Source organism: Cedecea selenatireducens, assembly GCF_042138895.1.
GTDB classification, from domain to species: Bacteria; Pseudomonadota; Gammaproteobacteria; order Enterobacterales; family Enterobacteriaceae; genus Cedecea; species Cedecea selenatireducens.
Map to the genome: position 1 here is coordinate 215,152 of NZ_JBHIKW010000005.1, position 13,028 is coordinate 228,179.

Annotated in this window: 11 protein-coding genes; 6 read left to right on the plus strand and 5 right to left on the minus strand. The window is 55.8% G+C overall.

Annotated elements, in window-relative coordinates:
- Window positions 1–29 precede the first annotated feature (29 nt).
- From ACE38U_RS10695 to qseB, 3 genes are all read right to left on the minus strand, one after another.
- The gene (locus ACE38U_RS10695) at window positions 30–611 is read right to left on the minus strand and encodes an NAD(P)H-dependent oxidoreductase (protein WP_038478839.1); all 582 of its coding nucleotides are present in this window, start codon (window positions 609–611) and stop codon (window positions 30–32) included.
- Between the two features lie 116 nt (window positions 612–727).
- Window positions 728–2,089 carry a quorum sensing histidine kinase QseC gene (gene qseC, locus ACE38U_RS10700; protein ID WP_176981557.1) on the minus strand — a complete coding sequence of 454 codons (1,362 nt, stop codon included), beginning with the start codon at window positions 2,087–2,089 and terminating at the stop codon, window positions 728–730.
- On the minus strand, window positions 2,083–2,745 hold the full coding sequence (gene qseB, locus ACE38U_RS10705) for a quorum sensing response regulator transcription factor QseB (RefSeq protein WP_176981558.1): 663 nt from the start codon (window positions 2,743–2,745) through the stop codon (window positions 2,083–2,085). Before qseB ends, qseC begins: the two co-directional genes overlap by 7 nt.
- Before the next feature lie 191 nt (window positions 2,746–2,936).
- Between qseB and ACE38U_RS10710 the strand changes: the two genes are divergently transcribed.
- From ACE38U_RS10710 to ACE38U_RS10735, 6 genes are all read left to right on the plus strand, one after another.
- Window positions 2,937–3,338, plus strand: a complete 402-nt coding sequence (locus ACE38U_RS10710) for a YgiW/YdeI family stress tolerance OB fold protein (RefSeq protein WP_176981559.1) — start codon at window positions 2,937–2,939, stop codon at window positions 3,336–3,338.
- 147 nt (window positions 3,339–3,485) lie between these two features.
- Window positions 3,486–5,756 carry a DNA topoisomerase IV subunit A gene (gene parC / locus ACE38U_RS10715; protein WP_375529722.1) on the plus strand — a complete coding sequence of 757 codons (2,271 nt, stop codon included), beginning with the start codon at window positions 3,486–3,488 and terminating at the stop codon, window positions 5,754–5,756.
- Between the two features lie 90 nt (window positions 5,757–5,846).
- Window positions 5,847–6,602 carry a 1-acylglycerol-3-phosphate O-acyltransferase gene (locus tag ACE38U_RS10720; protein WP_038478850.1) on the plus strand — a complete coding sequence of 252 codons (756 nt, stop codon included), beginning with the start codon at window positions 5,847–5,849 and terminating at the stop codon, window positions 6,600–6,602.
- A 62-nt stretch (window positions 6,603–6,664) separates the two neighbouring features.
- Entirely contained in the window at window positions 6,665–8,077 is a 1,413-nt protein-coding gene (gene ftsP, locus ACE38U_RS10725; RefSeq protein ID WP_038478853.1) for a cell division protein FtsP, read from the plus strand.
- Window positions 8,078–8,281: 204 nt separating this feature from the next.
- On the plus strand, window positions 8,282–10,450 hold the full coding sequence (locus ACE38U_RS10730) for a YgiQ family radical SAM protein (protein WP_511161095.1): 2,169 nt from the start codon (window positions 8,282–8,284) through the stop codon (window positions 10,448–10,450).
- Between the two features lie 117 nt (window positions 10,451–10,567).
- On the plus strand, window positions 10,568–11,230 hold the full coding sequence (locus ACE38U_RS10735) for an HAD family hydrolase (protein WP_375529723.1): 663 nt from the start codon (window positions 10,568–10,570) through the stop codon (window positions 11,228–11,230).
- A gap of 41 nt (window positions 11,231–11,271) precedes the next feature.
- Here the strand turns inward: ACE38U_RS10735 and phnE (ACE38U_RS10740) are convergent, their stop codons facing one another.
- The gene (gene phnE, locus ACE38U_RS10740; RefSeq protein ID WP_375529724.1) at window positions 11,272–12,153 is read right to left on the minus strand and encodes a phosphonate ABC transporter, permease protein PhnE; all 882 of its coding nucleotides are present in this window, start codon (window positions 12,151–12,153) and stop codon (window positions 11,272–11,274) included.
- Window positions 12,150–13,019, minus strand: a complete 870-nt coding sequence (gene phnE, locus ACE38U_RS10745) for a phosphonate ABC transporter, permease protein PhnE (protein ID WP_038478862.1) — start codon at window positions 13,017–13,019, stop codon at window positions 12,150–12,152. The genes phnE (ACE38U_RS10740) and phnE (ACE38U_RS10745) overlap by 4 nt, the downstream gene beginning before the upstream one ends.
- Window positions 13,020–13,028 lie beyond the last annotated feature (9 nt).

The following is a 13,028-nucleotide window of genomic DNA, read 5'->3' on the forward strand; positions in this document are numbered from 1 at the left end:
ACTAACTCCTTATGTTGTCCGGCAAACAGTTAAGCAAAAATACCAGCCAGATGCTTGCGATATTCTGCTACATAATGTGGCACGTCCGGAGATTTGATGACGTCATTAGCGATAAAGGTAGGTAACCCTTCCATGCCCAGGAACTGGTTAGCCTTGTGGAACGGAAGATACACGCCGTCTACGCCAACGCCATGGAAGAACTGATCTTTTTCGGTGAAAGCTTCTAAAGGCGCGTTCCACGTCAGGGAGATCATGTAGGTTTTACCCTGAATCAAGCCGCCGGAGCCATATTTTTTAGACGCATCTGAACGGGTACGGCCGTCGCTTGCGTACAGGGAGCCGTGGCCTTCGGTGAACACATCGTCGATGTATTTTTTGACCGTCCACGGGGCACCCATCCACCAGCCCGGCATCTGCCAGATGATGCTGTCAGCCCAGAGGAACTTCTCAACTTCCGCTTTGACGTCGTATTCGCTGTCCGCGCGGGTCACCTGAACATCATGCCCGAGGTCGCGCAAATAGCTTTCCGCGACTTCAGTCAGGGTGTCATTAAGCTGGCCGTTGGAGTGACCGAATTTTTTACCGCCGTTGATAATCAGGATATTGCTCATCGTTAGCCCTTAAATAATTACGTTTGACAACCATTGTAATGAGATCGTCATCACGAAAAAATGGCTAAAATGTGCAAAGACTTTTGCTGTACAAGCAATAATCAGCTGTGAGTAGGTTAGCGCCAGCTGATGCAAACCCGGAAACCGCCGTTCTCCGCGTTACCGAAAGCGGTCTGCATATCGTGCAAAGCGGCAATTCTACTCACAATGGATAATCCCAGTCCGCTGCCGGTTTTAAGCTGGCCCGGAGGTCGGAAGAAGCGTTCGCCCAGCGAGGTCAGGTGCTCAGGACTTACGCCAGGCCCATTGTCGATGATCTCCAGCGCATGTTCGCGTAAAACGACGTGCACAATGCTGCCAGGCGGGCTGTAGCGTACGGCGTTATCGAGAATGTTACGCAGCATTAGCCCGAGAAGAAGTGGCTGACCACGGCGAATGACCGGTTGCTCCTGCATTTGCAGGCGAATATCGACTTGCTCGCGTTGAGCGCCGTGCCAGGCTTCCATCACGCTTTCCTGAAGCAGCTTCTGCAGCGAGACTTCCTGCACATCATTGAGCCCGGCCAGGGAATCTAACCGCGACAGCGTCAGCAATTGCTCAACAAGGCGTGACGCACGGTCAATGCCCTGGTGGAGGTGATTAAGCGCTTGTTCCCTGACCTGAGCGTCATTTTCTGCCAGTTGGGCCACCTCAGCCTGTACTTTCAGGGCAGCCAGCGGGCTGCGGAGTTCGTGGGCGGCATCGGACGTAAAGCGTCGTTCGCGCTGCATGAACGCCTCTGTGCGATCAAATAGCTGGTTTAGTGCTTCAACAAGCGGTCTGACTTCAAGCGGGAGCGGCCGTGTTTCCAGCCGGCTGTTGTCGCCCGGCGGGCGGTGCTGTAGCTTCTGCGCCAGTTTACGCAGCGGGGCCAGTTCGGCAGTGACTAGCCAAATCAGCAATACCAGCATCAGCGGCAGCGCGATTAGCCAGGGCGTTAACTGAGCAGAAACAATATCCAGGGCCATATCGTTCCTGTAGTCCCACTCCTGACCGACCACTATGCGATAACGCCCATCCGGCGTTGTCAGCCATACCAGCCGCCACAGATCGTCATCGTGCTCAAGTTGCCCATCAACAAATCCGTCTCTATGCCAGGAGTAAGTCAGCCCCTTACCGCTATCACCATCATTGAGTACAAGCCTGCCGTCTGCGGTAAAAATGGCAAAAGCGAGCGTGTCATCATCAAGCTTACCGCGGTGTTTTTTTAGCATGTTTTTACTGCGGGGAAGCTGTGATTCAGCGTTTGTCGCGACGTCAAAATCCAGCACGCTTAACCGCTTGGCAAACAGCAGTTGCTGCGTATCGAAAAGCTTGTTTAGTGATTTACGGGCTTCGTACCACGCGGCGGTGCTGGCAAAGGCCGCTGCTGCAAGGGTAAGCACGATAAAACCTACTGTCAGGCGGGTGCGCAGGCTTTTGGTCAACGTCCTCAGCATGTATCACCCAGCGTATAGCCAATACCATGCACGGTGCGAATAAAGCCGCTACCCAGCTTTTTGCGTAGATGGTGGATGTGGACTTCAAGGGCATTGCGTGACACTTCGTCGTCCCAGTTATAGATTTTTTCCTCGATTAACGTGCGTGGCAGAACGCGTCCGGCGTTTCGCATCAGCAGTTCCAGCAGGGCAAATTCCTTAGGCTTTAGCTGTAAGGGGTCACCATTGAGCGAGGCGGTGAGGTTTGTCGGGGAAAGCACGACGTTGCCGTAGGTCAGTTCAGGCTGTGCGTGGCCGTGCGCACGGCGAATGAGTACCTGCAGCCGGACAGCCACTTCGGTAAGCGCAAAAGGTTTACAAAGGTAGTCATCCGCACCCAGTTGGAGACCTTCAATGCGCTCGTCCAGAGAATCTCTGGCCGTTAAAATCAGCACCGGTTCGTTGTGCCCTTCTTTACGCCAGGTTCGTAGAATGTCCAGACCATCCATGCCCGGCAGGCTTAGGTCCAGTACGACGGCGTCGTAAGGTGCCTGGCCGAGCGCGGCACGCCCTTGTGCTCCATCGCTAAACCAGTCGACCGCAAACCCCATTTTGATCAACCCGGCTTTGATGCCGTCGCCAATCAGCGGATCGTCCTCAATTAATAGTAGGCGCATGGTGCACTCCTTGTTGCTGCCGTTGAGAGGTGAAGTAAATACCCGAAGCGCTTGTGTGTACAGAAGAAAAGCCCGGGCCTTCGGCAATAATCGCAAATGCATAAAAAAAACAGTTTATGCCGCAAGGATTAAGATCCCGCTAAGATTTGGGCGCTTTAATAGGGGCTAAGAAACGAAAGGAGAATAACATTATGAAAAAGACTGCAGCTTTGTTCGCCATTATTGCTTTAACTTCCGCCCCTCTTTTTGCCGCGCAAACGGGCGGTTTTGTTGACCCGAATGCGGCTGTGCAAACTCAGCCGGTACAGCAGGGCGGCTTCGTTGGCCCAACGGGCAGTAAAACCACGGTGAAGCAGGCAAAAACATTCTCTGATGACACCTGGGTAACGCTGACCGGTAAAGTCGAACAGCGCATTGGTGGTGATGACTACATCTTCCGTGACGCGACCGACAGCATCAACGTGGACATCGACCATAAGCGCTGGAACGGCCAGACTGTTACCCCGCAGGATACCGTCGAAATTCAGGGTAAGGTCGATAAAGACTGGAACTCGATTGAAATCGACGTAAAGCAAATTAACAAACTGAAGTAACGTCAAAAAAGCGGTAAGCCTTCTCGGGCTACCGCTTCGTTTAAAGCTATTCATCGCTATGACTCGACAGGCCAGATAAGGTACTATCGGCGGCAATTACGTCGATTGTGGCCACAATCGGCTCGTCAGTTTGAGGATGAATGAGCAATGAGTGATTTGACTCATGATGGTGCTGAGCGTCTTGCGCTGCACGAATTCACGGAAAATGCGTATCTCAACTATTCCATGTACGTCATCATGGACCGCGCCCTGCCGTTTATCGGTGACGGGCTTAAGCCGGTTCAGCGTCGAATCGTATATGCGATGTCAGAGCTGGGGCTAAACGCCAGCGCGAAATTCAAAAAATCTGCACGTACCGTGGGTGATGTGCTGGGTAAATACCATCCGCATGGCGACAGCGCCTGTTATGAAGCGATGGTCCTGATGGCGCAGCCATTCTCATACCGCTATCCGTTGGTAGACGGGCAGGGGAACTGGGGGGCACCGGATGATCCTAAGTCCTTTGCCGCGATGCGTTATACCGAATCTCGCCTGTCGAAATACGCGGAGCTGCTGCTCGGGGAACTCGGTCAGGGAACGGTAGATTACGTCCCGAACTTTGACGGTACGCTGCAGGAACCGAAAATGCTGCCTGCGCGTTTACCGAACATCCTGCTTAACGGGACAACCGGGATCGCCGTGGGTATGGCAACCGACATTCCTCCGCACAACCTGCGTGAGGTTGCTCAGGCCGCCATTACGCTCATTGATCAGCCTAAAACTACGCTCGACGACCTGCTGGACATCGTTCACGGTCCTGACTATCCGACCGAGGCTGAGATCATTACGCCGCGTGAAGATATCCGCAAAATTTACCAGAACGGGCGCGGTTCAGTCCGCATGCGTGCGGTATGGCGTAAAGAAGACGGTGATGTGGTGATTACCGCCTTGCCTCACCAGGTGTCCGGTGCTCGCGTGTTGGAGCAGATTGCCAGCCAGATGCGCGCTAAAAAGCTGCCGATGGTGGAAGACCTGCGGGATGAATCGAACCATGAAAACCCGACGCGCCTGGTGATTGTGCCTCGTTCTAATCGCGTGGACGTCGAACAGGTGATGAACCATCTCTTCGCAACCACCGATCTGGAAAAAAGCTATCGCATTAACCTGAACATGATCGGTCTGGACGGTCGTCCGGCGGTGAAAAACCTGCTGGAGATCCTCAGCGAATGGCTGGTTTACCGCCGCGATACGGTGCGCCGTCGCCTGAACTATCGTCTGGAAAAAGTCCTCAAGCGCCTGCATATCCTCGAAGGTTTGCTGGTGGCGTTCCTCAATATCGACGAAGTGATCCACATCATTCGTAGCGAGGATGAGCCCAAGCCGGCGCTGATGTCCCGTTTTGGTATCAGCGAAACTCAGGCCGAAGCCATCCTTGAGCTGAAACTTCGCCACCTCGCCAGGCTCGAAGAAGTGAAGATCCGCGGTGAGCAGGACGAGCTGGAAAAAGAACGCGATCAGCTGCAGGGCATTCTCGCTTCCGAGCGTAAAATGAACACCCTGCTGAAAAAAGAACTGCAATCAGACGCCGATACCTACGGCGACGCTCGTCGTTCTCCACTGCATGAGCGCGGCGAAGCGAAAGCGATGAGCGAGCACGACATGGTGCCGTCTGAACCGGTCACCATCGTGCTGTCGCAGATGGGCTGGGTGCGTAGCGCCAAAGGCCACGATATTGATGCACCGGGCCTGAGCTACAAAGCCGGTGACAGCTATCTGGGCTCAGCCAAAGGCAAAAGCAACCAGCCTGTGGCGTTCATCGACTCCACGGGAAGAAGCTATGCGCTGGACCCAATCACTTTACCGTCAGCGCGCGGTCAGGGTGAGCCTTTAACGGGTAAACTTACGCCGCCGCCGGGCGCGACCGTGGACTATGTTCTGATGGCTGCAGACGATCAGAAACTGCTGATGGCTTCGGATGCAGGCTATGGTTTTGTCTGTACCTTTAACGACGTCGTGTCGCGTAATCGCGCAGGTAAAGCGCTGATTTCCCTGCCTGATAATGCACGCATCCTCCCACCGCTGGAAATTCATAGCGCAGAGGACATGCTGCTGGCTATCACTGCCGCCGGGCGTATGCTGATGTTCCCGGTGAGTGATTTGCCGGAACTGTCTAAAGGTAAGGGCAATAAGATTATCTCTATTCCGGCGGCAGAAGCGGCCAAAGGTGAAGATAAGCTGGCGCACCTGTTTATCCTGCCGCCGCAGAGCACCCTGACCCTGCACGTTGGCAAGCGCAAAATTAAGCTGCGCCCTGAAGAACTGCAGAAAATCACCGGTGAGCGAGGTCGTCGCGGGACGTTAATGCGCGGCCTGCAGCGCATAGATCGGGTAGATGTCGACTCCCCAATGCGGGCAGGGGCTGGAGACAGCGAAGAATAATCCGGGGTACGGCGGCGAGGTTGCCGCCGTCCGGTGTGTTTTACGCTAAAGCCGATATACTTATCAACGGCTTCGGCTCATGAGGTAGTTATGCTAGCGATTGTACGTTTTATTATTGTCGTTATTTACTGCATCCTGGTATGCATCTTAGGTTCAATTTATTGTCTGTTTAGCCCACGTAATCCGCGCCATGTGGCAACCTTTGGGCACCTTTTCGGGCGTCTTGCGCCGGTATTTGGTCTTAAGGTAGAAACCCGCTTACCTGCCGGGGCTGAAAATCACCCTACTGCGATATACATCGGGAACCATCAGAACAACTACGATATGGTCACCGCCGCTAATATCGTCCAGCCGCCAACGGTTACGGTCGGGAAAAAAAGCCTGATGTGGATCCCGTTCTTTGGCCAGCTTTACTGGCTGACGGGCAACCTGCTGATTGACCGCGATAACCGGGCAAAAGCCCACAGCACCATTTCTCAGGTTGTTGACCAGATTCGCAAGCGCAACGTGTCTATCTGGATGTTCCCAGAGGGCACCCGTAGCCGCGGGCGTGGCCTGCTGCCGTTTAAAACCGGTGCGTTTCATGCGGCCATTGCGGCGGGTGTCCCGATTATTCCGGTGTGTGTTTCCAATACCAGTAATAAAATTAAGCTAAACCGTTGGAACAACGGCTTAGTCATTGTCGAAATGCTGCCGCCTGTTGATATCAGCGCTTATGGTAAAGATCAGGTACGTAAGCTGGCCACCGACTGTCGTGAACTGATGATGGCCAAAATCGACGAACTAAATCAGGAAGTCGCCGCGCGTGAAGCCGCCGGCAAAGTTGAAAAGAATCAGGCGCATTAATCGCCGACTTTGGCGGTACGGTTTGTATCGCCCCTCGTTATTCAGTTTTACATGGAGCAATTATGTCACTCAGTCGGCGTCAGTTTATTCAGGCATCCGGAGTTGCGCTTTGTGCCAGCTCGGTGCCGCTGAGGGCAAACGCGGCAGGGCAGCAGCAACCTTTACCGGTTCCCCCCCTGCTTGAATCTCGCCGTGGCCAGCCGTTATTCCTGACGTTGCAGCGTGCCCACTGGTCATTTACCGGTGGCGCAAAAGCCCCCGTTTGGGGCTTAAACGGGCGCTATATGGGGCCAACGATTCGCGTCTGGAGCGGTGACGACGTGAAGATGATTTACAGCAACCGCCTGCAAGAAAACGTTGCGATGACCATTGCTGGCCTGCAGGTGCCGGGCCCGCTGATTGGCGGTGCTGCACGTATGATGTCGCCTAACGTGGACTGGGCACCCGTGCTGCCCATTCGCCAACGAGCCGCAACGCTTTGGTATCACGCCAATACGCCAAATCGTACCGCAAGGCAGGTTTACAACGGCCTGGCGGGGATGTGGTTGATTGAGGACGAGGTCAGCAAGTCCCTGCCCATTCCTAACCACTACGGCGTCGACGACTTCCCGATCATCATCCAGGACAAACGTCTCGATAATTTCGGTGCGCCAGAATACCAGGAGCCGGGCAGCGGAGGTTTTGTTGGCGATACGCTGTTGGTTAACGGGGTGCAAAGTCCATACGTTGAAGTGTCCCGCGGCTGGGTGCGGCTGCGCTTGTTGAATGCATCCAACTCTCGCCGCTATCAGCTGCAAATGAGCGACGGCCGTTCGATAGCGGTGATTTCTAGCGATCAGGGCTTCCTGCCTGCGCCGGTTTCGGTCAAGCAGCTGTCGCTGGCGCCGGGAGAGCGTCGGGAAATTCTTATCGACATGACCGAAGGGAAAGAAGTGTCGATCACCGCCGGTGAAGCTGCCGGCATTATGGACCGCATTCGCGGCTTCTTTGAGCCGTCGAGCATTTTGATTTCCACGCTGGTGTTAACGCTGCGTCCGACAGGGCTGCTGCCGCTGGTCACCGACACGCTGCCAATGCGCCTGCTGCCGGAAGAGATCATGGGCGGTAACCCGACGCGCAGCCGTGAAATCACCCTCGGTGACGATCCCGGTATTAACGGCCAGCTGTGGGATATGAAGCGTATTGATATTCAGACCCAGCAGGGAACCTGGGAGCGCTGGACGGTGCGCGCAGACACGCCGCAGTCTTTCCACATTGAAGGCGTCAGTTTCCTGGTTCGTAACGTCAACGGGGCTTCGCCATTTGGGGAAGATCGCGGGTGGAAGGATACCGTGTGGGTAGACGGGCAGGTCGAGCTTCTGGTCTATTTTGGCCAGCCGTCCTGGGAGCATTTCCCGTTCCTTTATTCCAGCCAGACGCTGGAGCTTGCCGACCGCGGTTCTATTGGTCAACTGCTGGTTCAGCCCGCGCCGTAGTTTTTACCCTCACCCTAACCCTCTCCCTAAAAGGGAGAGGGGACAGCATGGCACTCTACACCGAGTCTTTTCCCCCTCGCCCCTTTGGGGAGAGGGTTGGGGTGAGGGGGCATAAAACCCAGAATAACCCTTCAAAAACTACTGCCAATCGGCGTATAATCGCCGCCCTTTTGTTCATTTCTACATCATCTTTTCGGACATCCTATGAGCGTCAAAAGCCTGATCCAGCCGGATCGCGAACTCTTTTCATGGCCACAATACTGGGCCGCCTGTTTTGGACCGGCACCGTTTTTACCCATGTCCCGTGAGGAGATGGATGAACTCGGCTGGGACAGCTGCGACATCATTCTGGTTACCGGTGATGCCTATGTTGACCACCCAAGCTTCGGGATGGCGATCTGCGGCCGTATGCTGGAGGCGCAGGGCTTCCGCGTTGGTATTATTTCCCAGCCGGACTGGTCCACGAAGCAGGACTTTATGCGCCTCGGCAAGCCAAACCTGTTCTTTGGCGTCACCGCAGGGAACATGGACTCGATGATTAACCGCTACACGGCAGACCGTAAGCTGCGCCATGACGATGCCTACACGCCGGATAACGTAGCAGGCAAGCGTCCCGATCGTGCTTCTCTGGTCTATACCCAGCGCTGCAAAGAGGCGTGGCGCGATGTGCCGGTGATCCTTGGTGGCATAGAGGCCAGCCTGCGCCGCACCGCGCATTATGACTACTGGTCCGATACCGTGCGCCGTTCGATTCTGGTGGATGCCAAAGCGGATATGCTGATTTTCGGCAATGGCGAACGTCCGCTGGTGGAAGTGGCGCATCGTCTGGCGAACGGAGAAGGGATCGCTGAAATTTGTGATGTGCGCAATACCGCCATCATGCGCAAAGAGGCGATGCCCGGCTGGGCAGGTGTAGATTCCACCCGTCTTGATACGCCAGGAAAAATCGATCCGATCCCACATCCTTACGGCGACGATCTCCCCTGTGCCGACGGCAATAAACCAAAAGACCAAAAGGCGGATGAAGCCAAAGCCGTTACCGTGCAGCCACCGCGGCCAAAACCGTGGGAGAAGACCTATGTCCTGCTGCCGTCCTTTGAAAAGGTGAAGGCGGATAAGGTGATGTACGCTCACGCTTCGCGGATCCTGCATCATGAAACCAATCCCGGCTGTGCCAGAGCGCTGATGCAGAAGCACGGCGATCGCTATATCTGGATCAACCCTCCGGCGATCCCGCTTTCAACCGAGGAAATGGACAGCGTGTTTGCGCTGCCTTACCAGCGCATCCCTCACCCTTCCTATGGCAAGGCGCGTATTCCGGCCTATGAGATGATCCGCTTCTCGGTAAACATTATGCGTGGCTGCTTCGGCGGCTGCTCTTTCTGCTCCATCACAGAGCACGAAGGCCGCATTATTCAAAGCCGATCCGAAGATTCCATCATCAGCGAAATCGAAGCTATGCGCGACAGCGTACCGGGCTTTACCGGCGTGGTTTCAGACCTGGGCGGCCCAACGGCCAACATGTATATGCTGCGCTGTAAGTCGCCGCGCGCCGAGCAAACCTGCCGCCGCCTGTCGTGCGTTTACCCGGAAATTTGCCAGCATATGGACACCAACCATCAGCCGACTATCGATCTCTATCGTCGTGCACGCGACCTTAAGGGTGTTAAAAAGATCTTAATCGCCTCCGGCGTGCGGTACGATCTGGCGGTAGCCGATCCGCGTTACATCAAGGAGTTGGCAACTCATCACGTTGGTGGCTATCTGAAAATTGCCCCTGAACACACCGAAGAAGGGCCGCTGTCGAAAATGATGAAGCCGGGGATGGGGAGCTATCACCGCTTTAAAGAGCTGTTTGATACCTATTCGAAGCAGGCTGGCAAAGAACAGTATCTGATCCCATACTTTATCTCCGCTCACCCTGGAACGCGTGATGAGGATATGGTGAATCTGGCGCTGTGGCTTAAGCAGCATCGTTTCCGCCTCGATCAGGTACAAAACTTCTATCCGTCGCCGTTGGCTAACTCCACCACCATGTATTACACCGGCAAAAATCCGCTGAGTAAGGTGGGCTATAAAAGCGAGGATATCGTGGTGCCGCGCGGCGATCGTCAGCGCCGTCTCCACAAGGCACTGCTGCGCTATCACGATCCGGCGAACTGGCCGTTGATTCGCGAGGCGCTGGAGGCTATGGGCAAAAAGCACCTGATCGGCGGCAGACGCGAATGCCTGGTGCCTTCTCCGACGCTCGAGGAGATGCGTGAGGCCCGTCGAAACACCCGTCACGCCCGCCCGGCGCTCACGAAGCATACCCCGCTTGCGCATCAGCGCCGCACGGCAGCAGCAGGAAAGAGGAAGCCGCTCGGGAAGTAACGGCGTGCTTTCATGCCGCTGTCATTTTTTTCTGCGACAAAGAGGGTAGGGAACCCCTGATCGCCGGGCCTGGCGCTAAGCTGCCCGGCGGCCTCTTTGCTGAAATGAGAAATGAACATGTCTAACCTGCTTTACGTTTTTGACCTCGATCACACCCTGATAGACGCCGACTGCAGCACCCTCTGGAGCCGCTTCCTTTCCCGCGAAGGGCTGATTAAAGACCCCGATTATCTGGCTAAAGAACACAAGCTGATGCTCGACTATCAGCGCGGCGAAATGAATATCCACGAATACGTTGGCGTGACGCTGGCTCCGCTGGCGGGTATGACGATTGCCGATGTGGACACCCTCGTTGCCCGCTGCGTAGAAACCGACGTTCTGCCGCTGGTTTACCCGCAGGCGAAGCGCCTGATTGAGCAATTGCACGCCCAGGGCCAGCAGATGATGATTATCTCTGCGTCCGTCAGCCTGCTGGTGAAAGCCATTGCACCACGGCTTGGCATTAAACATGCGATAGGTATCGACCTGGTGACCGGCAATAACGCTTACACCAGCGTGATAAGCGGCGTGCCGAGCTACCAGACAGGGAAAATTACCCGCCTGAAGGAGTGGCTGCAGGTGAATCCGGAATACAGCGGGGAACTGACGTTTTATACCGATTCCATTAACGATCTGCCGTTGTGTCTGGAGGCCGATCGGGTATTGATGGTCAATCCTTGTCAGAAGCTTGCGGCGCAGGGCGCACGCTACGGTTGGCAAACGCTGAACTGGTCTTTGTAGCATGAGCGGGGCACGGCGAAGACCGCGCCCCGTTTTAGACGTTATTGCGGAGAATAGAGCGGCACCGGCTTCCCGGTGATATAGCGGCGGCGCAGCCAGGCAGAAATAGCGTCCATCGCCATCACCACGCAGACCAGAATCAGGGTGATAAACATCACCACGTCCCAGTTCCACAGCCGCATGTTCTCGGCGTACACCAGGCCTACGCCGCCCGCCCCAACAAAGCCCAGCACTGCCGCCGAGCGGGTGTTGGACTCAATCTGATACAGGCTGAGAGAGAGAAACGCCGGGAACGACTGGGTGAAAATCCCGAAGCGGTGTTTCTGAATGCCCGCCGCGCCCACGGCGGTTAATCCCCGACTCGGAGAGCGCTCTACCGCTTCGTGCCCCTCGGCATACAGCCTGCCCAGCAGCCCGGTATCCTGCATGATAATTGCCAGCACGCCTGCCAGCGGGCCAAGCCCAACCGCACGTACGAAAATCAGCCCCCAAATGGCCATGTCGACGCCGCGCAGCAGGTCAAACAGGCGGCGCACCAGCAGCGCGACGATGCGTGCTACCGGGCCCTGCATGATATTGCGGGCGGCAAAAAACGACAGCAGCAGCGCCAGCACCGTGGCGGTTAACGTCCCGGCGAAAACGATGGCGAGCGTAATGGCGATTTGCGAGAAGTAATAGGCGAACGGCCAGTTTATAAAATCATGCCAGACAAACATACGCAGGAAGTAGCGCCCCAGCTGAACCATGCCGCTGAGAATTTGCCCGGAGTCGATGCCGAAGGTGAAAAAGAACCAGATGTAGTAGCCGAGGATGGCGGCGGCCAGCAGGCCGATGTGGCGCAGATAACGCCCCTGCATACGGTAAAGTTCGCGGTGCTGCTCGCGGCTTTGGGCGATATCCGGCGTTGCCTGAAAAGTACTCATTTTTTCCCCTCCAGAACCCAGCGGCGCAGCCTGCCGGACAGGACATCGAGGACCGAAACCACCACGATAATCAGCAGCAGCGTGATGCTGACCTGGTCGTAGCGGTCGAGTTTAATGTTGGTCATCAGCTCCTGCCCAATCCCGCCCGCGCCCACGAGGCCGAGGATGGTGGAGGAACGGAAGTTAATCTCAAAACGCATGAAGCTGTAGGACAGAAAAATAGGTTTTACCTGAGGCCACAGGGCGAAGCGTACGCGCTGGAGTGGCGTAGCGCCGCAGGCCATGAGCCCGCGTACCGGTTTGTCAGATGCACTTTCGATGGCTTCGTAAAACAGCTTGGTCAGGCTGCCAACGGTGTGCAGCGCCAGCGCCAGAAATCCCGGAATGGCGCCGATACCAAAGGCCATCACGAACATCACCGCCCACGCCAGCTCCGGCATGGTTCTCAGAAACGCAACCGACGCGCGAACGCCGAAGCGTACGGCGGGCGGCGTCCAGGTATTACCGGCGGCAAGAAATGCCAGCACGGCGGCAATACAGGTCGAAATCAGCGTCGAAGCCAGCGCCAGCTGCAGGGTTTCCCAAATCAGCGGGAGCTGAATGGGGAGACGGTAGCCCCAATAGGCCAGTGAGCCTTTGGTGTGGACGTCGGCCAGCAGAACCGACAGGTGCAGCGTCGGCAGGGTTTCGAACATGTAGTCGAAGAAGTTTGGTAGTGATTGCCAGATGGTAGTCAGGCTGAACTCAGCGATGTGACCGGCGGTAAGATACAGGCCTACCAGCAGCAGAGACCAAATCAGGGTGTCGCGCTTCTGGCGCATTCTGATCTGGTGATAGTAACGTTCAAATTCCGTATTCAACATCATCACTTATTA

What these genes read in the sequence shown, in the direction of transcription:
- ACE38U_RS10695 (WP_038478839.1), bottom strand. Translation starts at nt 611, where the DNA reads ATGAGCAATATCCTGATTATCAACGGCGGTAAAAAATTCGGTCACTCC.
- qseC (WP_176981557.1), bottom strand. Translation starts at nt 2,089, where the DNA reads ATGCTGAGGACGTTGACCAAAAGCCTGCGCACCCGCCTGACAGTAGGT.
- qseB (WP_176981558.1), bottom strand. Translation starts at nt 2,745, where the DNA reads ATGCGCCTACTATTAATTGAGGACGATCCGCTGATTGGCGACGGCATC.
- ACE38U_RS10710 (WP_176981559.1), top strand. Translation starts at nt 2,937, where the DNA reads ATGAAAAAGACTGCAGCTTTGTTCGCCATTATTGCTTTAACTTCCGCC.
- parC (WP_375529722.1), top strand. Translation starts at nt 3,486, where the DNA reads ATGAGTGATTTGACTCATGATGGTGCTGAGCGTCTTGCGCTGCACGAA.
- ACE38U_RS10720 (WP_038478850.1), top strand. Translation starts at nt 5,847, where the DNA reads ATGCTAGCGATTGTACGTTTTATTATTGTCGTTATTTACTGCATCCTG.
- ftsP (WP_038478853.1), top strand. Translation starts at nt 6,665, where the DNA reads ATGTCACTCAGTCGGCGTCAGTTTATTCAGGCATCCGGAGTTGCGCTT.
- ACE38U_RS10730 (WP_511161095.1), top strand. Translation starts at nt 8,282, where the DNA reads ATGAGCGTCAAAAGCCTGATCCAGCCGGATCGCGAACTCTTTTCATGG.
- ACE38U_RS10735 (WP_375529723.1), top strand. Translation starts at nt 10,568, where the DNA reads ATGTCTAACCTGCTTTACGTTTTTGACCTCGATCACACCCTGATAGAC.
- phnE (WP_375529724.1), bottom strand. Translation starts at nt 12,153, where the DNA reads ATGAGTACTTTTCAGGCAACGCCGGATATCGCCCAAAGCCGCGAGCAG.
- phnE (WP_038478862.1), bottom strand. Translation starts at nt 13,019, where the DNA reads ATGATGTTGAATACGGAATTTGAACGTTACTATCACCAGATCAGAATG.